Below are 22,892 nucleotides of genomic sequence, written 5' to 3' on the forward strand. Positions count from 1 at the left end.
TACGGAGAATAAAATGAAGTTTGTTGATGAAGCATCGATTCTGGTCGTTGCAGGTGATGGCGGTAATGGTTGCGTGAGCTTCCGCCGCGAAAAATATATTCCGAAAGGCGGCCCGGATGGCGGCGACGGCGGTGACGGTGGTGACGTATGGATGGAAGCCGACGAGAACCTGAACACGCTTATCGATTATCGTTTTGAAAAATCTTTCCGTGCAGAGCGCGGTCAAAACGGCGCAAGCCGCGATTGTACCGGTAAGCGCGGTAAAGACGTGACGATTAAAGTGCCGGTAGGTACGCGTGTAATCGACCAGGGTACCGGTGAAACCATGGGCGATATGACCAAACACGGTCAGCGTCTGCTGGTTGCCAAGGGCGGCTGGCACGGTCTGGGCAATACCCGTTTCAAATCGTCCGTTAACCGTACACCACGGCAGAAAACCAACGGTACGCCGGGCGATAAGCGCGAGCTGCTGCTGGAGCTGATGCTGCTGGCTGATGTCGGTATGCTGGGGATGCCAAATGCCGGTAAATCGACATTTATCCGCGCTGTCTCGGCGGCTAAACCGAAAGTAGCGGACTATCCGTTTACTACGCTCGTACCAAGCCTTGGTGTGGTACGTATGGACAACGAGAAGAGCTTCGTTGTTGCTGATATCCCGGGGTTGATTGAAGGCGCTGCGGAAGGCGCAGGTCTGGGCATTCGCTTCCTGAAACACCTGGAACGTTGCCGCGTCCTGTTGCACCTCATCGATATCGATCCGATTGACGGCACCGATCCGGTTGAAAATGCGCGTATTATTATCAGCGAGCTGGAAAAATACAGCCAGGATCTGGCGGCGAAACCACGCTGGTTAGTCTTCAACAAGATCGACCTGCTGGATAAAGCAGAAGCTGAAGAGAAAGCGAAAGCGATCGCTGAGGCGCTGGGCTGGGAAGATAAATATTATCTGATCTCTGCGGCGAGCGGACTGGGCGTGAAAGATCTCTGCTGGGATGTGATGACCTTTATCATTGAAAACCCGGTCGTGCAGGCAGAAGAAGCGAAACAGCCTGAGAAAGTCGAATTCATGTGGGATGATTATCACCGTCAGCAGCTTGAAGAGATTGCTGAAGAGGATGATGAAGACTGGGATGACGACTGGGACGAAGACGACGAAGAAGGCGTTGAGTTCATTTACAAGCGTTAATCACTGATGACAAACGCCAAATAAGCCTGATGCGCTACACTTATCAGGTCAGGCCTACAAGATGATTGCAATATATTGAATTTGCACGATTTTGTAGGCCGGATAAGGCATTCACGCCGCATCCGGCATAAACAAAGCGCGCTTTGTCAATAATCTGAAACCCCGGCCATGTGCCGGGGTTTCTTTTTGACTAATTGTTCTGGTAAATATCTTTATACAAACGGCTTTCAAAACGTACCAACGGAATACGGCGATTACGCTGATCCGCGGGTTCTACTGCGTAACCAGAAAGATATTGTACGAACGCCATTCGTTGCCCACTTGCTGTGGTGATGAATCCTGCCAGGTTATACACGCCCTGCAACGAACCTGTTTTCGCTGAAACTTTACCATCTACTCCCGCTTGATGCAGACCTGCACGGTACTGCAACGAACCATCGTAGCCTGCCAAAGGTAGCATTGAGATAAAGTTAAGCTCATTGTCGTGTTGGGCAATGTATTGCAGCACCTGCATCATGGTGGCTGGTGCAATCAGGTTATGCCGTGAAAGCCCTGAACCATCTGCAATAATCGTGTTGCCAATATCCACACCCGCCTGCTTACGCAGGATCTGACGCACGGCGTCCGACCCGGCCCGCCATGTCCCAGGGACATTAAAGCGCGCATGACCAATCATGCGAAAGACGGTATCGGCGATCATGTTGTCGGACTTTTTCAGCATAATCTTAAGCAGATCGTGCAAAGGGGCCGACTGTTTACTGGCAACCACCGTTCCTGGGTCGTTAACCTGCGTTTGTCGCAGTAGCGTGCCGGAATAAGTAATGCCTGCCTGTTTTAACTCATCTTTCAGAATCGCTCCGGCGTAGCTGGCGCCATCCTGTACGGCAAAAGCCAACGGGAGCGGCTCAGAACGTTGTGGTAGGCATCCGGTTAACGTAAAGCGGTTAAGGTCGCCTGGCACCACATCCAGCTCGCAATATTGCGCTTCGGCTGAACCACGGGGGAGAGTGCGTACCTGGCTGAACATAGTCACAGGGTAATAAGAGGCCACGCGAACAAAGGCCATATCACCGGGTTTTTGGGCACTGTAGAGCGAGACGGAAAAGCAATTGCGGTCAACAATGGCGGCGGCAGGCGGGGCGCTAAAGCATTGTGTCATGTCGTTCCAGGGCCAGCCGGGGGCTTTATCGTGACTGGCAAAAATGGACGTGTCTATGAACACATTGCCCTCGATTTGGGAGACGCCTGATTTTTTCAGGGTCGCCACCATATTACGAATATCCTGACGTTTTAGCGTCGGATCGGCACCAAATCGCGCCACTAAGTCACCCTTGAGTACGCCGTTTTCCACATTGCCTTTGGTTTCAAGCGTCGTGGTAAAACGAAAATCGGGGCCAAGTTGAATCAACGCCGCCAGCGCAGTGATCACCTTCTGCGTACTGGCGGGCAGCGCCATTTGCTGACTATGGTAATCAATAGCGGGGGCAGACGCGCCGACTTTTTGCACCATCAGGGCAAGGTTGGCGCCAGCGGGGAGTTGAGTAATGTACTCATCTACATTCGCGGCCTGAACACTGAACGCTATACAGCTGGTCAATCCGATGATAAATCTGGAAAATCGCATAATCTCGCGCTAACAACCTGGAATCGAGCCGTCATACTACGGCGCAACGCCCTATAAAGTAAACGATGACCCTTCGGGAACTTCAGGGTAAAATGACTATCAAAATGTGAATTATTGCTGGCCTGGGACCTGTTCCCGGGTCGGTATTTTTTTGCTTCTGGCCCCGACGAGGAGTTGTGCCGGGCATGCCGAACAGCCGGGGCGAGTGGAGACTCTCCCCATCAGGAATATTCAAGAGGTATAACAAATGCAAGCTATTCCGATGACCTTACGCGGCGCTGAAAAATTACGCGAAGAGCTGGATTTTCTGAAATCTGTGCGCCGTCCTGAAATCATTGCTGCTATCGCGGAAGCGCGTGAGCATGGCGACCTGAAAGAAAACGCCGAATACCACGCTGCGCGTGAGCAGCAGGGTTTTTGCGAAGGCCGTATCAAAGATATCGAAGCCAAGCTGTCGAACGCGCAGGTAATTGATGTCACCAAAATGCCCAACAATGGGCGCGTTATTTTTGGTGCTACCGTAACGGTGCTGAATCTGGATTCTGACGAAGAACAGACTTATCGCATCGTTGGCGATGACGAAGCTGACTTTAAACAAAACCTGATTTCTGTAAACTCGCCTATTGCTCGTGGCCTGATTGGCAAAGAAGAAGATGATGTCGTGGTCATCAAAACGCCGGGCGGCGATGTAGAATTTGAAGTAATTAAGGTGGAATACCTGTAAGAATTACCCAATACTCAAAATGTTGATGTATTGTAAAGAAAGGAAAAAGGCCGCTATGCGGCCTTTTATCAACGAACAGAGCGTGGCATTTTGCTCTCCTGCTTGCGGAAAATCCCTCGTTTTACACAGCAAATGTGTGTAACTTTAGGATAATCTTAGCGTGGCAGCGAGATTTTACGTTCTTTAGTTGGACGATAAAGCACCAGCGTTTTACCGATGACCTGTACATTACAGGCGCCGGTTTCGCGCACGATAGCTTCCACGATCAAGGTTTTAGTTTCGCGATCTTCAGTGGCGATTTTCACCTTGATGAGTTCATGGTGCTCTAACGCTTGTTCAATCTCGGCCAGCACCCCTTCGGTCAAACCATTACTGCCAAGCAGAACAACTGGCTTGAGCGGATGTGCCAGACCTTTCAGGTGCTGTTTTTGTTTAGTACTCAGATTCATCGTATTTTTTTGCTTACGTTGGGATTGAAAACGGGTCATTCTACCGCCATCTCCCATATATCGCCAAATAGGCGCGTAAAAATTTACGCAATTGGTTACGATGAGTTATCCCAATGGGAAAGTTAAATGACAGGTAAGAAGCGTTCTGCCAGCTCCAGTCGCTGGCTTCAGGAACACTTTAGCGATAAATATGTTCAACAGGCACAGAAAAAGGGGTTACGTTCCCGTGCCTGGTTTAAACTTGATGAAATACAGCAAAGTGACAAACTCTTTAAACCGGGAATGACGGTTGTCGACCTTGGTGCTGCGCCAGGTGGTTGGTCACAATATGTGGTCACCCAAATTGGCGGCAAAGGCCGTATCATCGCTTGCGATCTTTTACCTATGGATCCTATCGTTGGTGTGGACTTTCTTCAGGGCGATTTTCGTGATGAACTGGTGATGAAAGCACTGCTGGAGCGCGTAGGCGACAGCAAAGTCCAGGTTGTCATGTCCGATATGGCACCAAACATGAGCGGAACACCGGCGGTGGATATCCCCCGTGCCATGTATCTGGTGGAACTGGCGCTAGAAATGTGTCGTGATGTATTAGCGCCAGGTGGCAGTTTTGTAGTGAAGGTGTTCCAGGGCGAAGGTTTCGATGAGTATCTAAGGGAAATTCGCTCCCTGTTTACGAAGGTCAAAGTTCGTAAGCCGGACTCTTCTCGTGCACGTTCGCGGGAAGTGTATATTGTAGCGACCGGGCGTAAACCCTAACCGGGAGATTTCAGACGAAAGTTTGAAAGATGCTGGATATAGAGTATCCTGACGCTGTTTTTAACACAGTTGTAATAAGAGGTTAATCCCTTGAGTGACATGGCGAAAAACCTAATACTCTGGCTGGTCATTGCCGTTGTGCTGATGTCAGTATTCCAGAGCTTTGGGCCCAGCGAGTCTAATGGACGTAAGGTGGATTACTCTACCTTCCTACAAGAGGTCAATAACGACCAGGTTCGTGAAGCGCGTATCAACGGACGTGAAATCAACGTTACCAAGAAAGATAGTAACCGTTATACCACTTACATTCCGGTTCAGGATCCGAAGTTACTGGATAACCTGCTGACCAAGAACGTCAAGGTTGTCGGTGAACCGCCTGAAGAGCCAAGCCTGCTGGCTTCTATCTTCATCTCCTGGTTCCCGATGCTGTTGCTGATTGGTGTCTGGATCTTCTTCATGCGTCAAATGCAGGGCGGCGGTGGCAAAGGTGCCATGTCGTTCGGTAAGAGCAAAGCGCGCATGCTGACGGAAGATCAGATCAAAACGACCTTTGCTGACGTTGCGGGCTGCGACGAAGCAAAAGAAGAAGTTGCTGAACTGGTTGAGTATCTGCGCGAGCCAAGCCGCTTCCAGAAACTCGGTGGTAAGATCCCGAAAGGCGTCCTGATGGTCGGTCCTCCGGGTACCGGTAAAACGCTGCTGGCGAAAGCGATTGCAGGCGAAGCGAAAGTTCCGTTCTTTACTATCTCCGGTTCTGACTTCGTAGAAATGTTCGTCGGTGTGGGTGCATCCCGTGTTCGTGACATGTTCGAACAGGCGAAGAAAGCGGCACCGTGTATCATCTTTATCGATGAAATCGACGCCGTCGGCCGCCAACGTGGCGCAGGTCTGGGCGGTGGTCACGATGAACGTGAACAGACTCTGAACCAGATGCTGGTTGAGATGGATGGCTTCGAAGGTAACGAAGGTATCATCGTTATCGCCGCGACTAACCGTCCGGACGTTCTGGACCCGGCACTGCTGCGTCCTGGCCGTTTCGACCGTCAGGTTGTGGTTGGTCTGCCAGATGTTCGCGGTCGTGAGCAGATCCTGAAAGTTCACATGCGTCGCGTACCATTGGCACCCGATATCGATGCGGCAATCATTGCCCGTGGTACTCCTGGTTTCTCCGGTGCTGATCTGGCGAACCTGGTGAACGAAGCGGCACTGTTCGCTGCTCGTGGCAACAAACGCGTTGTGTCGATGGTTGAGTTCGAGAAAGCGAAAGACAAAATCATGATGGGGGCGGAACGTCGCTCCATGGTGATGACGGAAGCGCAGAAAGAATCGACGGCATACCACGAAGCAGGCCATGCGATTATTGGTCGCCTGGTGCCGGAACACGATCCGGTGCACAAAGTGACGATTATCCCGCGCGGACGTGCGTTGGGTGTGACCTTCTTCCTGCCTGAAGGCGACGCAATCAGTGCCAGCCGTCAGAAACTGGAAAGCCAGATTTCTACGCTGTACGGTGGTCGTCTGGCAGAAGAGATCATCTACGGGCCGGAACATGTTTCTACCGGGGCGTCCAACGATATTAAAGTTGCGACCAACCTGGCACGTAACATGGTGACTCAGTGGGGCTTCTCCGAAAAACTTGGTCCTCTGCTGTACGCGGAAGAAGAAGGTGAAGTGTTCCTCGGTCGTAGCGTGGCGAAAGCGAAACATATGTCCGATGAAACTGCGCGTATCATCGACCAGGAAGTGAAGTTACTGATTGAGCGTAACTACAATCGTGCGCGTCAGTTGTTGAACGACAATCTGGATATTCTGCATGCGATGAAAGATGCGCTCATGAAATATGAAACCATCGATGCACCGCAGATTGACGACCTGATGGCACGTCGCGATGTACGTCCGCCAGCGGGCTGGGAAGAACCAGGCGCTTCTAACAATTCTGGCGACAATGGTAGTCCAAAGGCTCCGCGTCCGGTTGATGAACCGCGTACGCCGAACCCGGGTAACACCATGTCAGAGCAGTTAGGCGACAAGTAAGTTCCCGCATCAGATGACTGTATTTGTACCGAAAACCCCGGGGCGTGCTCCGGGGTTTTTTCTTATCAATTCATACCAGGGATAACACCATGAAACTCTTTGCCCAGGGCACTTCACTGGACCTTAGCCATCCTCACGTAATGGGGATCCTCAACGTCACGCCTGATTCTTTCTCCGATGGCGGCACGCATAATTCGCTGATTGATGCGGTGAAACATGCGAATCTGATGATCAATGCTGGCGCAACGATCATTGACGTTGGCGGCGAGTCCACACGTCCAGGGGCTGCGGAAGTGAGCGTTGAAGAAGAGTTGCAACGTGTTATTCCTGTGGTTGAGGCAATTGCTCAACGCTTCGAAGTCTGGATCTCGGTAGATACATCCAAACCAGAAGTCATCCGTGAGTCAGCGAAAGCAGGCGCTCACATCATTAATGATATCCGCTCCCTTTCCGAACCCGGCGCCCTGGAAGCTGCCGCTGAAACTGGTTTGCCAGTTTGCCTGATGCATATGCAGGGAAACCCAAAGACCATGCAGGAAGCACCAAAGTATGACGATGTCTTTGCCGAGGTAAATCGCTACTTTGTTGAGCAAATAGCACGCTGCGAACAGGCGGGTATCGCAAAAGAGAAATTGTTGCTCGACCCCGGATTCGGTTTCGGTAAAAATCTCCATCACAACTATGCATTACTGGCGCGTCTGGCTGAATTTCATCATTTCAACCTGCCGCTGTTGGTGGGTATGTCACGAAAATCGATGATTGGGCAGCTGCTGAACGTGGGGCCGTCCGAGCGCCTGAGCGGTAGTCTGGCCTGTGCGGTCATTGCCGCAATGCAAGGCGCGCACATTATTCGTGTTCATGACGTCAAAGAAACCGTAGAAGCGATGCGAGTGGTGGAAGCCACTCTGTCTGCAAAGGAAAACAAACGCTATGAGTAATCGTAAATATTTCGGTACCGATGGGATTCGTGGTCGTGTTGGGGATGCGCCGATCACGCCTGATTTTGTGCTTAAGCTGGGGTGGGCTGCGGGTAAAGTGCTGGCGCGCCACGGCTCCCGTAAGATCATTATTGGTAAAGACACGCGTATTTCTGGCTATATGCTGGAGTCGGCGCTGGAGGCGGGTCTGGCGGCTGCCGGTCTTTCCGCACTCTTCACTGGCCCGATGCCAACACCGGCCGTGGCTTATCTGACGCGTACCTTCCGCGCCGAAGCTGGGATTGTAATTTCTGCATCACATAACCCATTTTATGATAACGGGATCAAATTCTTTTCTATTGACGGCACCAAGCTGCCGGATGCAGTTGAAGAAGCCATTGAAGCTGAAATGGAAAAAGAGATTAGCTGCGTTGATTCGGCAGAACTGGGTAAAGCCAGCCGTATCGTTGATGCCGCGGGTCGTTATATCGAGTTTTGCAAAGCCACGTTCCCGAACGAACTTAGCCTCAGTGAACTGAAGATTGTGGTGGATTGTGCAAACGGTGCGACTTATCACATTGCGCCGAACGTGCTGCGCGAGCTGGGAGCGAATGTTATCGCTATCGGTTGTGAGCCGAACGGCGTAAACATCAATGCCGAAGTGGGCGCAACTGATGTTCGTGCGTTACAGGCGCGCGTACTGGCTGAAAAAGCAGATCTCGGTATCGCCTTTGACGGTGACGGCGACCGCGTGATTATGGTTGACCATGAAGGCAATAAAGTCGATGGCGATCAGATCATGTATATCATCGCGCGTGAAGGTCTTCGTCAGGGCCAGCTGCGTGGTGGCGCTGTGGGTACATTGATGAGCAATATGGGGCTGGAACTGGCGCTGAAACAGTTAGGTATTCCATTTGCTCGTGCGAAAGTGGGCGACCGCTACGTACTGGAAAAAATGCAGGAGAAAGGCTGGCGCATCGGTGCCGAGAACTCCGGTCATGTGATCCTGCTGGATAAAACCACTACCGGTGACGGCATCGTTGCTGGTTTGCAGGTGCTGGCGGCGATGGCGCGTAACCATATGAGCCTGCACGACCTTTGCAGTGGCATGAAAATGTTCCCGCAGATTCTGGTTAATGTGCGTTACACCGCAGGTAGCGGCGATCCGCTTGAGCATGAGTCAGTTAAAGCCGTGACCGCAGAGGTTGAAGCTGCGCTGGGCAACCGTGGACGCGTGTTGCTGCGTAAATCTGGCACCGAGCCGTTAATTCGCGTGATGGTAGAAGGTGAAGACGAAGCGCAGGTAACCGAATTTGCGCATCGCATCGCTGACGCGGTAAAGGCAGTTTGATTCGATAGCTAACTGGCTAAAAAGGCGGCGCTTGTCGCCTTTGTTCTTCTTAAGCACATCGGTTTTGCTGTTTTTTTCCGCAGTTGATACAATGCGATAAAATTGCCCTTGCGAAGGTCATTCGCTTTGGTTAGTATTCACACCCGCTTCAGTGGGAAAGATTAAAAACTCCCGCTTTATTGGTTGAAGCATTGGTACGCGGCAACTCCGCAAGGAACAGGTTGATTATGTACGAAGCTCTTTTAGTAGTTTTCCTTATTGTAGCAATTGGCCTTGTAGGTCTGATCATGCTGCAGCAAGGTAAAGGCGCTGATATGGGAGCCTCCTTCGGAGCAGGCGCTTCCGCTACGCTGTTTGGTTCAAGTGGTTCTGGTAACTTCATGACCCGCATGACGGCGCTGCTGGCAACGTTATTCTTCATCATCAGTCTGGTGTTGGGTAACATCAATAGCAACAAAACCAATAAAGGTAGCGAATGGGAAAACCTGAGTGCGCCGGCGAAAACCGAACAAACTCAGCCAGCTGCTCCGGCTAAGCCGACCAGCGATATCCCGAACTAAAAAGTAGTATCTGTGCTGAGGTGGTGGAATTGGTAGACACGCTACCTTGAGGTGGTAGTGCCCTAACGGGCTTGTGGGTTCGAGTCCCATCCTCAGTACCAATATTCCGAAAGAAAGACGCTGAAAAGCGTCTTTTTTCGTTTTATAAGCCAGGCTAAATATTCTGAATTTGATAACTATTTACCCAAGCGTAAATCTGTTTCATCTAATTTGAAATCTGTAATTTCTAACTTTTGCATTATTAACGGAAGCACTTGGTGAATTATTCTCATGCCAGTGAGGATCTCGTTCATGTATATATCTGGATGAATGCGAGATTTATTGAAATCGAAACTTTCGGCTTCTGCTGCAACGCTAAGTTGGTCAGCAGTGTTATAAACCATTTCCAGAAGTTCGGCTCTTAACGGGATTCCCGCCCTGAATGCCATCATCTTGAGTTGATTCAACCAATTTTCGTAGTCTTTTTGAACTCTATAACGAAATTCTTTAATGTTTGACGCAACAGGAGTATCAATTTCAATTTTGCATGCAGCAAGTGATAGCAATGAACTCTGAATATTGATGGCTTCGCTTGAATAGACATCTAAATCGTCGTCCTGAATCAACTCATCAACATATGCTATGTAGAAACCATAAACATCATTCAGAGCATGATAAATATCATTAATTACAGAACAATGAGCATTGCTCTCTAAGATCTCCCAAAAAGCCTCTTCTTCATCAGCATTATCGTCGTCAATATTAAGTCCTTCAGGAAAGGAAAGAGGTGTAGGAAAACCTATTCGCTTTAATACATCAATTGTTTCTTCAACCAAAAAGCCATCTTCGTCAGTAAGAGGTCGTGTTATATAACTCGTTTCAGCATCCTCCATAGCTCGTTGAGCAAGAAAATGGATAAGCCGATCCCATTTCTCAGCATTCTCGACTGAGCCCGTCCATTCAACTAGTTGAGGAGAATAATCTCCTATTTGGGTAATATTTCTGAACTTTTTTTCCATATCAGCAGACATGTGTTCCCCTTTTTTCCACTTACTAATTTGTGTTGAGGAAACACCTAAGTGGCTTGCTAAATCTTTTTGAGTGCATTTCAGAGTATGTAATGCGAGGCGTACAAAATATTCACCATTCATTGGTCATTCCTTTTACTAAGCATAAAAACATAAAGTAAACATAGAATGCGCTGAAATTTACTTTATTTCATTTAAATTTTACTTTAATTCCGAATTCGGACACGGTGGCCCCTAAACGCAGTCACATTCTCTTAGCCGTAAAAAAAAGGCCGCATTTGCGGCCTTTAGCACGAAAGCTATGATATTACTTAACTTTATTTTCCAGATTCTCCACCTGCGGCACGCCCGAAGAGGCAGAGGAGGAGAGTAGTCCAGTTTTGGCATAACCGAACAGCTTCTCGCGGGTATCGGTAATATCCAGGTTACGCATGGTCAGTTGACCAATACGATCTTCAGCCGTAAACATAGAGTCGCCTTTCTCCATGGTCAAACGCTCTGCTTTATAGGTCAGGTTGTCAGAGACGGTATTGAGGATCGAGTAGTCGTTCCCGCGACGCAGTTCCAGCGTCACTTCACCAGTGATCTGGCTGGCAACCCAGCGTTGCAGGGAGTCACGCAGCATCAGCGCCTGGGAATCAAACCAACGCCCCTGGTACAAAAGACGCCCCAACTGACGACCATGCGCATGATACTGCTCAATGGTGTCTTCGTTGTGAATACCGGTCAGCAGACGTTCATACGCAATGTGCAGCAGTGCCATCCCCGGAGCTTCGTAGATACCCCGGCTTTTCGCTTCGATGATACGGTTTTCAATCTGGTCGCTCATGCCCAGGCCGTGACGACCGCCGATGCGGTTAGCTTCCAGCATCATTTCTACGTCGTCGCTAAAGGTTTTACCGTTCAGCGCCACTGGATGACCTTGCTCAAAGCGTACTGTGACTTCTTCTGTCGGGATCTTCACGCTCTCATCCCAGAACTTCACGCCCATAATCGGGTTGACGATTTTGACGCTGGAGTTGAGGTATTCCAGATCCTTCGCTTCATGCGTTGCACCAAGCATGTTGGAGTCTGTGGAGTAGGCTTTTTCGACAGACATTTTGTAGTCGAAACCGCAGGCAATCATAAATTCAGACATTTCATGACGGCCGCCCAGTTCATCGATAAAGTCGCTATCGAGCCACGGTTTGTAAATTTGTAGTTCCGCATTGGTCAGTAGACCGTAACGATAGAAACGTTCGATATCGTTTCCTTTATAGGTGCTGCCGTCACCCCAGATATTCACGCCATCTTCTTTCATGGCAGCAACCAGCATGGTGCCGGTCACGGCGCGGCCCAGCGGCGTCGTGTTGAAATAGGTCAGGCCGCCGGTGGTGTTATGAAATGCGCCACATTGAATAGCGGCAATACCTTCAGCCACCAGTTGTTTGCGGCAGTCGATCAGACGTGCGTTCTCCGCGCCGTATTCCATGGCACGACGAGGGATCGCATCGTAATCCTCTTCGTCTGGCTGGCCCAGGTTTGCAGTATATGCATAAGGAACCGCTCCCTTTTTTCGCATCCACAGCAGTGCGGCACTGGTGTCCAGACCGCCAGAGAAAGCGATACCAATACGTTGACCTACCGGGAGATGCTTGAGAATCGTCGTCATAAAATAACACCCTGCTTAATTAACTGATGATGAGCCTGGATTTCCGCTCTAACTGAATTTTTATGCAAAATAAATGAGTTTTCATTTAATCATCTTTTATCGGAGACAGGAAGAGTTTAGTGTGTTTTTTGTAAAATAATGCGCTTAAGGGAGAGCAGGAGAAGGCAAAAGTATTCAACAAATGAAAGTGAACAGGGTATTCATTCACGTGATTAGCAATAAATGTTGACAAAATGTGGCGTGGATCACTATAATGCCCGCAGATTTTACGTCCCGTCTCGGTACACCAAATCCCAGCAGTATTTGCATTTTTTACCCAAAACGAGTAGAATTTGCCACGTTTCAGGCGCGGGGTGGAGCAGCCTGGTAGCTCGTCGGGCTCATAACCCGAAGGTCGTCGGTTCAAATCCGGCCCCCGCAACCACTTTCCCTTAGAGTTCTTTTTCAAATATACTGTGAAGACTTCGGCCTTCGTAGTGGGATTTGAAAAAATCCTTCTGGAAAGTGCTCCAGACCGCAGTTGCGGTTATAGGGTTCAGTTATATAAAGCCCCGATTTATCGGGGTTTTTTGTTATCTGACTACAGAATAACTGGGCTTTAGGCCCTTTTTTTATGTCTTGGGGGTGGGCTTGTCCACATTAGAGCAAAAATTAACAGAGATGATTACTGCGCCAGTTGAGGCCCTGGGTTTTGAGCTGGTTGGCATCGAGTTTATTCGCGGTCGCACATCCACACTGCGCATCTATATTGATAGTGAAGATGGCATCAATGTTGATGATTGTGCTGATGTGAGCCACCAGGTAAGTGCTGTGCTGGATGTTGAAGATCCCATCACCGTTGCTTATAACCTGGAAGTCTCCTCACCGGGTCTCGATCGCCCACTGTTCACGGCTGAACACTACGCCCGTTTTGTCGGAGAAGAGGTGACTCTGGTTCTCCGTATGGCGGTACAAAACCGTCGTAAATGGCAGGGCGTTATCAAAGCGGTAGACGGTGAAATGATCACAGTTACCGTCGAAGGTAAAGATGAAGTGTTCGCGCTGAGTAATATCCAGAAGGCGAACCTGGTTCCCCACTTTTAATAGTCTGGATGAGGTGAAAAGCCCGCGATGAACAAAGAAATTTTGGCTGTAGTTGAAGCCGTATCCAATGAAAAGGCGCTACCTCGCGAGAAGATTTTCGAAGCATTGGAAAGCGCGCTGGCGACAGCAACAAAGAAAAAATATGAACAAGAGATCGACGTCCGCGTACAGATCGATCGCAAAAGCGGTGATTTTGACACCTTCCGTCGCTGGTTAGTTGTTGATGAAGTCACCCAGCCGACCAAGGAAATCACCCTTGAAGCCGCACGTTATGAAGATGAAAGCCTGAACCTGGGCGATTACGTTGAAGATCAGATTGAGTCTGTTACCTTTGACCGTATCACCACCCAGACGGCAAAACAGGTTATCGTGCAGAAAGTGCGTGAAGCCGAACGTGCGATGGTGGTTGATCAGTTCCGTGAACACGAAGGTGAAATCATCACCGGCGTGGTGAAAAAAGTAAACCGCGACAACATCTCTCTGGATCTGGGCAACAACGCTGAAGCCGTGATCCTGCGCGAAGATATGCTGCCGCGTGAAAACTTCCGCCCTGGCGACCGCGTTCGTGGCGTGCTTTATTCCGTTCGCCCGGAAGCGCGTGGCGCGCAACTGTTCGTTACCCGTTCCAAGCCGGAAATGCTGATCGAACTGTTCCGCATTGAAGTGCCAGAAATCGGCGAAGAAGTGATTGAAATTAAAGCAGCGGCTCGCGACCCGGGTTCTCGTGCGAAAATCGCGGTGAAAACCAACGATAAACGTATCGATCCGGTAGGTGCTTGCGTAGGTATGCGTGGCGCGCGTGTTCAGGCGGTTTCTACTGAACTGGGCGGCGAGCGTATCGATATCGTCCTGTGGGATGATAACCCGGCGCAGTTCGTGATTAATGCGATGGCACCGGCAGACGTTGCTTCTATCGTGGTGGATGAAGATAAACACACCATGGATATCGCCGTTGAAGCCGGTAACCTGGCGCAGGCGATTGGCCGTAACGGTCAGAACGTGCGTCTGGCTTCGCAGCTCAGCGGTTGGGAACTCAACGTAATGACCGTTGACGACCTGCAGGCTAAGCATCAGGCGGAAGCGCATGCAGCGATTGACACCTTCACCCGTTATCTCGACATTGACGAAGACTTCGCGACTGTCCTGGTAGAAGAAGGTTTCTCGACGCTGGAAGAACTGGCCTATGTGCCGATGAAAGAGCTGTTGGAAATCGAAGGCCTTGATGAGCCGACCGTTGAAGCACTGCGTGAGCGTGCTAAAAATGCTCTGGCCACCATTGCACAGGCCCAGGAAGAAAGCCTCGGTGATAACAAACCGGCTGACGATCTGCTGAACCTTGAAGGGATAGATCGTGATTTGGCATTCAAACTGGCCGCCCGTGGCGTTTGTACGCTGGAAGATCTCGCCGAACAGGGCATTGATGATCTGGCTGATATCGAAGGGTTGACCGACGAAAAAGCCGGAGCACTGATTATGGCTGCCCGTAATATTTGCTGGTTCGGTGACGAAGCGTAATAAACTGTAGCAGGAAGGAACAGCATGACAGATGTAACGATTAAAACGCTGGCCGCAGAGCGACAGACCTCCGTGGAACGCCTGGTACAGCAATTTGCTGATGCAGGTATCCGGAAGTCTGCTGACGACTCTGTGTCCGCACAAGAGAAACAGGCTTTAATTGACCACCTGAATCAGAAAAATTCAGGGCCGGACAAATTAACGCTGCAGCGTAAGACACGCAGCACCCTTAACATTCCTGGTACCGGTGGAAAAAGCAAATCGGTACAAATCGAAGTCCGCAAGAAACGCACCTTTGTGAAACGTGACCCGCAAGAGGCCGAGCGCCTTGCGGCGGAAGAGCAAGCGCAGCGTGAAGCGGAAGAGCAAGCCCGTCGTGAGGCAGAAGAATCGGCCAAACGCGAGGCGCAACAAAAAGCTGAACGTGAGGCCGCAGAACAAGCTAAACGTGAAGCCGCTGAACAAGCGAAACGTGAAGCTGCGGAAAAAGACAAAGTGAGCAATCAACAAGACGATATGACTAAAACCGCCCAGGCTGAAAAAGCCCGCCGTGAGCAGGAAGCTGCAGAGCTCAAGCGTAAAGCTGAAGAAGAAGCGCGTCGTAAACTCGAAGAAGAAGCACGTCGCGTTGCTGAAGAAGCACGTCGTATGGCGGAAGAAAACAAATGGACTGATAACGCGGAACCGACTGAAGATTCCAGCGATTATCACGTCACTACCTCTCAACATGCCCGTCAGGCAGAAGACGAAAGCGATCGTGAAGTCGAAGGCGGCCGTGGCCGTGGTCGTAACGCGAAAGCAGCGCGTCCGAAGAAAGGCAACAAACACGCTGAATCAAAAGCTGATCGCGAAGAAGCGCGTGCAGCGGTACGTGGCGGTAAAGGCGGAAAACGTAAAGGTTCTTCGCTGCAGCAGGGCTTCCAGAAGCCAGCTCAGGCCGTTAACCGTGACGTTGTGATCGGCGAAACCATCACCGTTGGCGAACTGGCTAACAAGATGGCGGTTAAAGGCTCTCAGGTCATCAAAGCGATGATGAAACTGGGCGCAATGGCAACCATCAACCAGGTTATCGACCAGGAAACCGCACAGCTGGTAGCCGAAGAGATGGGCCACAAAGTTATCCTGCGTCGTGAAAACGAGCTGGAAGAAGCGGTAATGAGCGACCGTGACACGGGCGCTGCGGCTGAACCGCGCGCACCGGTTGTGACCATCATGGGTCACGTTGACCACGGTAAAACCTCTCTGCTGGACTACATTCGTTCAACGAAAGTGGCCTCTGGCGAAGCGGGCGGCATTACCCAGCACATTGGTGCATACCACGTTGAAACTGAAAACGGCATGATCACCTTCCTGGACACCCCGGGGCACGCCGCGTTTACTTCAATGCGTGCACGTGGTGCGCAGGCAACGGACATCGTAGTCCTGGTTGTTGCTGCAGACGACGGCGTAATGCCGCAGACCATCGAAGCTATCCAGCACGCGAAAGCGGCGGGTGTTCCGGTGGTGGTTGCTGTGAACAAAATCGATAAACCAGAAGCCGATCCGGATCGCGTTAAGAACGAACTCTCTCAGTACGGCATCCTGCCAGAAGAGTGGGGCGGCGAAAGCCAGTTCGTACACGTATCTGCAAAAGCGGGTACCGGTATTGATGAACTGCTGGATGCTATCCTGCTGCAGGCTGAAGTCCTTGAACTGAAAGCCGTGCGTAACGGGATGGCGAGCGGTGCGGTTATCGAATCCTTCCTCGATAAAGGTCGTGGTCCGGTTGCTACTGTACTGGTCCGCGAAGGTACTCTGCATAAGGGCGATATCGTTCTGTGTGGCTTCGAATACGGTCGTGTTCGTGCGATGCGTAACGAACTGGGTCAGGAAGTGCTGGAAGCGGGTCCGTCCATTCCGGTGGAAATCCTCGGCTTGTCCGGTGTTCCGGCTGCGGGTGATGAAGTTACCGTTGTACGTGACGAGAAGAAAGCACGTGAAGTTGCACTGTACCGTCAGGGCAAATTCCGCGAAGTTAAACTGGCTCGTCAGCAGAAATCTAAACTCGAGAACATGTTCGCCAACATGACCGAAGGCGAAGTTCACGAAGTGAATATCGTCCTGAAGGCAGACGTACAGGGTTCTGTGGAAGCGATCTCCGACTCCTTGCTGAAACTGTCTACTGACGAAGTTAAAGTGAAGATCATCGGTTCTGGTGTAGGTGGTATCACCGAAACCGACGCCACCCTGGCTGCGGCGTCCAACGCCATCCTGGTTGGCTTTAACGTTCGTGCTGATGCCTCTGCACGTAAAGTGATTGAAGCGGAAAGCCTGGATCTGCGTTACTACTCCGTCATCTATAACCTGATCGACGAAGTGAAAGCGGCGATGAGCGGTATGCTGTCTCCAGAACTGAAACAGCAGATTATCGGTCTGGCGGAAGTTCGTGACGTGTTCAAATCGCCGAAATTTGGTGCCATCGCAGGCTGTATGGTTACTGAAGGTGTGGTTAAACGTCACAACCCGATCCGCGTCCTGCGCGACAACGTGGTTATCTACGAAGGTGAGCTGGAGTCCCTGCGCCGCTTCAAAGATGACGTTAACGAAGTCCGTAACGGTATGGAATGTGGTATCGGCGTTAAGAACTACAACGACGTCCGCACTGGCGATGTGATCGAAGTATTCGAAATCATCGAGATCCAACGAACCATCGCTTAAGGTTTTTAGGGTTCCATGCGGGATAAGGCGTTTATGCCGCATCCGGCATGGATTGCCTGATACGACGCTAGCGCGTCTTATCAGGCCAACGTGAACAGCCCTTCCACCTGAAATTAATTTTTAAAAAGGGGCTAACAGCCCCTTTTTTGTCAGGAGAATTTATTATGGCGAAAGAATTTGGTCGCCCGCAGCGCGTAGCGCAGGAAATGCAAAAAGAGATCGCTCTAATCCTGCAGCGTGAAATTAAAGATCCTCGTCTGGGCATGATGACCACCGTTTCCGGTGTCGAAATGTCTCGTGACCTGGCGTATGCCAAAGTATATGTGACGTTCCTCAACGACAAAGATGAAGACGCGGTTAAAGCGGGCATCAAAGCGTTGCAGGAAGCTTCTGGTTTCATCCGCAGCCTGCTGGGTAAAGCGATGCGCTTGCGTACTCGTGCCGGAACTGACCTTCTTCTACGACAACTCACTGGTTGAAGGGATGCGTATGTCAAACCTGGTGACCAGCGTGGTCAAACATGACGAAGAGCGTCGTGTTAACCCGGACGACAGCAAGGAGGACTAATGAGTCGTCCTCGTCGTCGCGGTCGCGACATTAACGGCGTTTTGTTGCTGGATAAACCGCAGGGTATGTCCAGCAACGATGCGCTGCAAAAAGTGAAACGTATATATAACGCCAACCGTGCCGGACACACCGGCGCGCTGGACCCGCTGGCAACTGGCATGTTGCCGATTTGCCTCGGGGAAGCGACGAAGTTTTCCCAGTATCTGCTGGACTCCGACAAACGCTATCGGGTGATTGCGCGTCTTGGACAGCGTACCGATACTTCCGACGCCGATGGACAAATCGTTGAAGAACGTCCGGTAACCTTTAGTGCAGAGCAACTGGCGGCGGCGCTGGATACCTTCCGTGGCGATATCGAACAGATCCCTTCGATGTATTCAGCACTGAAATATCAGGGCAAAAAACTGTACGAATACGCGCGTCAGGGCATTGAAGTTCCGCGTGAAGCGCGTCCGATTACCGTTTATGAATTGCTGTTTATTCGCCATGAAGGCAATGAGCTGGAGCTGGAAATTCACTGCTCAAAAGGTACTTATATCCGCACTATCATTGACGACCTGGGTGAAAAACTCGGCTGTGGCGCGCATGTTATTTACCTGCGCCGTCTGGCGGTAAGTAAATATCCGGTTGAACGGATGGTGACCCTGGAGCACCTGCGTGAACTTGTTGAGCAAGCTGAACAGCAGGATATTCCGGCTGCGGAGTTACTTGATCCATTACTGATGCCAATGGACAGTCCAGCTTCGGACTATCCGGTGGTGAATCTTCCGTTAACGTCTTCTGTTTACTTCAAAAATGGTAACCCAGTTCGTACATCTGGTGCGCCGCTGGAAGGACTGGTTCGTGTTACAGAAGGTGAGAATGGCAAGTTTATCGGTATGGGTGAAATTGACGATGAAGGCCGCGTTGCGCCTCGTCGCCTGGTGGTTGAATATCCGGCGTAATGTTAACCGTCTTGCGATAACAGGTCGCTACGAGTAGAATACTGCCGCTTAACGTCGCGTAAATTGTTTAACACTTTGCGTAACGTACACTGGGATCGCTGAATTAGAGATCGGCGTCCTTTCATTCTATATACTTTGGAGTTTTAAAATGTCTCTAAGTACTGAAGCAACAGCTAAAATCGTTTCTGAGTTTGGTCGTGGTGAAAACGACACCGGTTCTACCGAAGTTCAGGTAGCACTGCTGACTGCACAGATCAACCACCTGCAGGGTCACTTTGCAGAGCACAAAAAAGATCACCACAGCCGTCGTGGTCTGCTGCGCATGGTTTCTCAGCGTCGTAAACTGCTCGACTACCTGAAACGTAAAGACGTAGCACGTTACACCCAGCTCATCGAGCGCCTGGGTCTGCGTCGCTAATTCTTGCGAGTTTCAGAAAAGGGGCCTGAGTGGCCCCTTTTTTCAAACTGACGGCAGCAATTCACTGGAAACTAATGTATTGTTGCTATGAATGATCTTCCGTTGCAGAGGTTCGCGCGGCTAATGAGAGGCTTTACCCACATTTGGCTGGGTTAGGGTTGTCATTAGTCGCGAGGATGCGCAGAAGATCGGGTATTAACACCAGTACCGTAAGGTGCTGTCTAAGAAAGAAAAGGGTATTACATTGCTTAATCCGATCGTTCGTAAATTCCAGTACGGCCAACACACCGTGACTCTGGAAACCGGCATGATGGCGCGTCAAGCCACTGCCGCTGTTATGGTTAGCATGGATGACACCGCGGTATTTGTTACCGTTGTCGGCCAGAAAAAAGCCAAACCAGGTCAGGACTTCTTCCCTCTGACCGTTAACTATCAGGAGCGTACCTACGCTGCTGGTCGTATCCCGGGTAGCTTCTTCCGTCGTGAAGGCCGCCCAAGCGAAGGCGAAACCCTGATCGCGCGTCTGATTGACCGCCCGATTCGCCCGCTGTTCCCGGAAGGCTTCGTCAACGAAGTTCAGGTTATCGCCACCGTGGTTTCTGTTAACCCGCAGGTTAACCCGGATATCGTCGCGATGATTGGTGCTTCCGCAGCACTGTCTCTGTCTGGTATTCCGTTCAATGGCCCGATTGGTGCTGCCCGCGTAGGTTACATCAATGACCAGTACGTACTGAACCCGACTCAGGACGAGCTGAAAGAGAGCAAACTGGATCTGGTTGTTGCGGGTACTGAAGCCGCTGTACTGATGGTTGAATCTGAAGCTGAACTGCTGAGCGAAGACCAGATGCTGGGCGCAGTAGTGTTCGGTCATGAACAACAGCAGGTTGTTATTCAGAACATCAATGAACTGGTGAAAGAAGCCGGTAAACCGCGTTGGGACTGGCAGCCGGAGCCGGTAAACGAAGCGCTGAACGCGCGCGTTGCTGCACTGGCTGAAGCTCGTCTGAGCGATGCTTACCGCATCACCGACAAACAAGAGCGTTATGCGCAGGTTGATGTCATCAAATCTGAAACCATCGCTACGCTGCTTGCTGAAGATGAAACCCTGGACGAAAACGAACTGGGTGAAATTCTGCACGCTATCGAGAAAAACGTTGTTCGTAGCCGCGTACTGGCAGGCGAACCGCGTATCGACGGTCGTGAAAAAGATATGATCCGTGGTCTGGATGTGCGTACTGGCGTGCTGCCGCGTACTCACGGTTCTGCGCTGTTCACCCGTGGTGAAACGCAGGCGCTGGTTACCGCAACGCTGGGTACTGCACGTGACGCGCAAGTTCTTGATGAACTGATGGGCGAACGTACTGACACCTTCCTGTTCCACTACAACTTCCCTCCGTACTCCGTAGGCGAAACTGGCATGGTCGGTTCTCCGAAGCGTCGTGAAATTGGTCACGGTCGTCTGGCGAAGCGCGGCGTGCTGGCAGTAATGCCGGATATGGACAAATTCCCGTACACCGTACGTGTTGTGTCTGAAATCACCGAATCCAACGGTTCTTCTTCTATGGCTTCCGTGTGCGGCGCGTCTCTGGCGCTGATGGACGCAGGTGTGCCAATCAAAGCCGCTGTTGCAGGTATCGCAATGGGTCTGGTGAAAGAAGGCGACAACTACGTTGTACTGTCTGACATTTTGGGTGACGAAGATCACCTGGGCGATATGGACTTCAAAGTTGCGGGTTCCCGCGACGGTATCTCTGCACTGCAGATGGATATCAAAATTGAAGGTATCACCAAAGAGATCATGCAGGTTGCACTGAACCAGGCTAAAGGTGCGCGTCTGCACATCCTGGGTGTAATGGAACAGGCGATCAACGCGCCACGTGGCGATATCTCTGAGTTCGCTCCGCGTATCCATACCATCAAGATCAACCCGGACAAGATCAAAGACGTTATCGGTAAAGGCGGCTCTGTTATCCGTGCCCTGACCGAAGAAACTGGCACCACCATCGAAATCGAAGATGACGGTACTGTGAAGATCGCAGCGACCGACGGCGAGAAAGCGAAACATGCTATTCGTCGTATCGAAGAGATCACTGCAGAAATCGAAGTGGGCCGCGTCTACAATGGTAAAGTGACCCGTATCGTTGACTTTGGCGCATTTGTTGCCATCGGCGGCGGTAAAGAAGGTCTGGTCCACATCTCTCAAATCGCTGACAAACGCGTTGAGAAAGTGACCGATTACCTGCAGATGGGTCAGGAAGTACCGGTGAAAGTTCTGGAAGTTGATCGCCAGGGCCGTATCCGTCTGAGCATTAAAGAAGCGACTGAGCAGTCTCAACCTGCTGCAGCACCGGAAGCTCCGGCTGCTGAACAGGGCGAGTAAGGTTGCCATTTGCCCTCCGCTGCGGCGGGGGGCTTTTAACCGGGCAGGACGCCTTGTTAGCAACCGGGAACAGGACGTTCATTCAACCGTGGTCTTCGGGAGTGGGAAATGAAGCCTTTTTTGCGCTGGTGTTTCGTTGCGACAGCACTTACGCTTGCAGGATGCAGTAATACTTCCTGGCGTAAAAGTGAAGTCCTCGCGGTACCATTGCAACCGACTTTACAGCAGGAAGTGATTCTGGCACGTATGGAACAAATCCTTGCCAGTCGGGCTTTAACCGATGACGAACGCGCACAGCTTTTATATGAGCGCGGAGTGTTGTATGATAGTCTCGGTCTGAGGGCATTAGCGCGTAACGATTTTTCGCAAGCGCTGGCAATCCGACCAGATATGCCTGAAGTATTCAATTACTTAGGCATATATTTAACGCAGGCAGGCAATTTTGATGCTGCCTATGAAGCGTTTGATTCTGTACTTGAGCTTGATCCAACTTACAACTACGCGCACTTGAATCGCGGGATCGCATTATATTACGGCGGTCGTGATAAGTTAGCGCAAGATGATCTGCTGGCGTTTTTATCAAGACGATCCCAATGATCCTTTCCGTAGTCTGTGGCTTTATCTCGCCGAGCAGAAGCTCGATGAGAAGCAGGCTAAAGAAGTGTTGAAACAGCACTTCGAAAAATCGGATAAGGAACAGTGGGGATGGAACATTGTCGAGTTCTACCTGGGCAACATTAGCGAACAAACGTTAATGGAAAGGCTCAAGGCGGACGCAACGGATAACACCTCGCTCGCTGAGCATCTCAGTGAAACCAACTTCTATTTAGGTAAGTACTACCTAAGTCTGGGGGATTTGGACAGCGCCACGGCACTGTTCAAACTGGCGGTTGCCAACAACGTTCATAACTTTGTTGAGCACCGATACGCATTGTTGGAATTATCGCTCCTGGGCCAGGACCAAGATGACCTGGCAGAATCGGACCAGCAATAGCTGACGTACACATCAGCCCGTAATCTTTTTTGATT

At 50.8% G+C, this 22,892-nt stretch carries 17 protein-coding genes, 2 tRNA genes and 2 pseudogenes; 17 read left to right on the plus strand and 4 right to left on the minus strand.

Annotated elements, in window-relative coordinates; all coding sequences use genetic code 11:
* Positions 1-13 precede the first annotated feature (13 nt).
* Positions 14-1,186, plus strand: a complete 1,173-nt coding sequence (gene cgtA, locus CRI63_RS12565) for an Obg family GTPase CgtA (RefSeq protein WP_000673561.1) — start codon at positions 14-16, stop codon at positions 1,184-1,186.
* Positions 1,187-1,376: 190 nt separating this feature from the next.
* Here the strand turns inward: cgtA and dacB are convergent, their stop codons facing one another.
* A complete protein-coding gene (dacB, locus tag CRI63_RS12570; RefSeq protein ID WP_130219205.1) occupies positions 1,377-2,810 on the minus strand; it encodes a serine-type D-Ala-D-Ala carboxypeptidase in 1,434 nt (477 codons plus the stop codon).
* Positions 2,811-3,057: 247 nt separating this feature from the next.
* On the opposite strand from dacB, the gene greA reads away from it, so the two are divergent.
* Positions 3,058-3,534: a transcription elongation factor GreA gene (gene greA / locus CRI63_RS12575; protein WP_064529530.1), complete on the plus strand. Its 477-nt coding sequence runs from the start codon at positions 3,058-3,060 to the stop codon at positions 3,532-3,534.
* A gap of 155 nt (positions 3,535-3,689) precedes the next feature.
* On the opposite strand, the gene yhbY is transcribed toward greA, so the two are convergent.
* Complete coding sequence (gene yhbY, locus CRI63_RS12580; protein WP_001054420.1) at positions 3,690-3,983, minus strand: ribosome assembly RNA-binding protein YhbY; 294 nt, start codon at positions 3,981-3,983, stop codon at positions 3,690-3,692.
* Positions 3,984-4,109: 126 nt separating this feature from the next.
* Here yhbY and rlmE point away from each other — a divergent pair, with 126 nt between their 5' ends.
* The 6 genes from rlmE to CRI63_RS12610 all read left to right on the plus strand — a co-directional run bounded on the left by rlmE (position 4,110) and on the right by CRI63_RS12610 (position 9,702).
* Positions 4,110-4,739 (plus strand): 23S rRNA (uridine(2552)-2'-O)-methyltransferase RlmE, encoded by a 630-nt coding sequence (rlmE, locus tag CRI63_RS12585; RefSeq protein ID WP_000145975.1) that lies wholly within the window; start codon positions 4,110-4,112, stop codon positions 4,737-4,739.
* 99 nt (positions 4,740-4,838) lie between these two features.
* Positions 4,839-6,773 (plus strand): ATP-dependent zinc metalloprotease FtsH, encoded by a 1,935-nt coding sequence (gene ftsH, locus CRI63_RS12590; RefSeq protein WP_064529531.1) that lies wholly within the window; start codon positions 4,839-4,841, stop codon positions 6,771-6,773.
* 89 nt (positions 6,774-6,862) lie between these two features.
* A complete protein-coding gene (gene folP / locus CRI63_RS12595) occupies positions 6,863-7,711 on the plus strand; it encodes a dihydropteroate synthase (protein ID WP_115204343.1) in 849 nt (282 codons plus the stop codon).
* Positions 7,704-9,041 carry a phosphoglucosamine mutase gene (gene glmM, locus CRI63_RS12600; RefSeq protein WP_000071134.1) on the plus strand — a complete coding sequence of 446 codons (1,338 nt, stop codon included), beginning with the start codon at positions 7,704-7,706 and terminating at the stop codon, positions 9,039-9,041. Before folP ends, glmM begins: the two co-directional genes overlap by 8 nt.
* Before the next feature lie 227 nt (positions 9,042-9,268).
* Positions 9,269-9,601 (plus strand): preprotein translocase subunit SecG, encoded by a 333-nt coding sequence (gene secG / locus CRI63_RS12605; RefSeq protein WP_001295556.1) that lies wholly within the window; start codon positions 9,269-9,271, stop codon positions 9,599-9,601.
* A 14-nt stretch (positions 9,602-9,615) separates the two neighbouring features.
* A tRNA-Leu gene (locus CRI63_RS12610) sits at positions 9,616-9,702 on the plus strand.
* A 75-nt stretch (positions 9,703-9,777) separates the two neighbouring features.
* On the opposite strand, the gene CRI63_RS12615 is transcribed toward CRI63_RS12610, so the two are convergent.
* Complete coding sequence (locus CRI63_RS12615) at positions 9,778-10,731, minus strand: helix-turn-helix transcriptional regulator (RefSeq protein ID WP_135519689.1); 954 nt, start codon at positions 10,729-10,731, stop codon at positions 9,778-9,780.
* Positions 10,732-10,915: 184 nt separating this feature from the next.
* Positions 10,916-12,259 (minus strand): argininosuccinate synthase, encoded by a 1,344-nt coding sequence (gene argG / locus CRI63_RS12620; protein ID WP_135519691.1) that lies wholly within the window; start codon positions 12,257-12,259, stop codon positions 10,916-10,918.
* A gap of 347 nt (positions 12,260-12,606) precedes the next feature.
* On the opposite strand from argG, the gene CRI63_RS12625 reads away from it, so the two are divergent.
* From CRI63_RS12625 to nlpI, 9 genes and pseudogenes are all read left to right on the plus strand, one after another.
* Positions 12,607-12,683: transfer RNA gene (locus CRI63_RS12625), tRNA-Met, on the plus strand.
* A 206-nt stretch (positions 12,684-12,889) separates the two neighbouring features.
* Positions 12,890-13,342: a ribosome maturation factor RimP gene (gene rimP, locus CRI63_RS12630; protein ID WP_001300397.1), complete on the plus strand. Its 453-nt coding sequence runs from the start codon at positions 12,890-12,892 to the stop codon at positions 13,340-13,342.
* 27 nt (positions 13,343-13,369) lie between these two features.
* The gene (gene nusA / locus CRI63_RS12635; RefSeq protein WP_130204598.1) at positions 13,370-14,857 is read left to right on the plus strand and encodes a transcription termination factor NusA; all 1,488 of its coding nucleotides are present in this window, start codon (positions 13,370-13,372) and stop codon (positions 14,855-14,857) included.
* A 24-nt stretch (positions 14,858-14,881) separates the two neighbouring features.
* Positions 14,882-17,554, plus strand: coding sequence for a translation initiation factor IF-2 (gene infB / locus CRI63_RS12640; RefSeq protein ID WP_130204600.1), 2,673 nt, complete (start codon positions 14,882-14,884; stop codon positions 17,552-17,554).
* A 164-nt stretch (positions 17,555-17,718) separates the two neighbouring features.
* Positions 17,719-18,121 (plus strand): annotated as a pseudogene (gene rbfA / locus CRI63_RS12645) (30S ribosome-binding factor RbfA).
* Positions 18,121-19,065, plus strand: coding sequence for a tRNA pseudouridine(55) synthase TruB (gene truB / locus CRI63_RS12650; RefSeq protein ID WP_000089698.1), 945 nt, complete (start codon positions 18,121-18,123; stop codon positions 19,063-19,065). The pseudogene rbfA and the gene truB overlap by 1 nt, the downstream one beginning before the upstream one ends.
* Positions 19,066-19,213: 148 nt before the next feature.
* On the plus strand, positions 19,214-19,483 hold the full coding sequence (rpsO, locus tag CRI63_RS12655; protein ID WP_000059470.1) for a 30S ribosomal protein S15: 270 nt from the start codon (positions 19,214-19,216) through the stop codon (positions 19,481-19,483).
* Positions 19,484-19,727: 244 nt separating this feature from the next.
* Positions 19,728-21,863, plus strand: a complete 2,136-nt coding sequence (gene pnp, locus CRI63_RS12665; protein WP_001298330.1) for a polyribonucleotide nucleotidyltransferase — start codon at positions 19,728-19,730, stop codon at positions 21,861-21,863.
* A gap of 108 nt (positions 21,864-21,971) precedes the next feature.
* Positions 21,972-22,857 (plus strand): annotated as a pseudogene (nlpI, locus tag CRI63_RS12670) (lipoprotein NlpI).
* Positions 22,858-22,892 lie beyond the last annotated feature (35 nt).

The organism is Escherichia sp. E2661, assembly GCF_004745185.1.
In the GTDB taxonomy this organism is placed as follows: Bacteria; Pseudomonadota; Gammaproteobacteria; order Enterobacterales; family Enterobacteriaceae; genus Escherichia.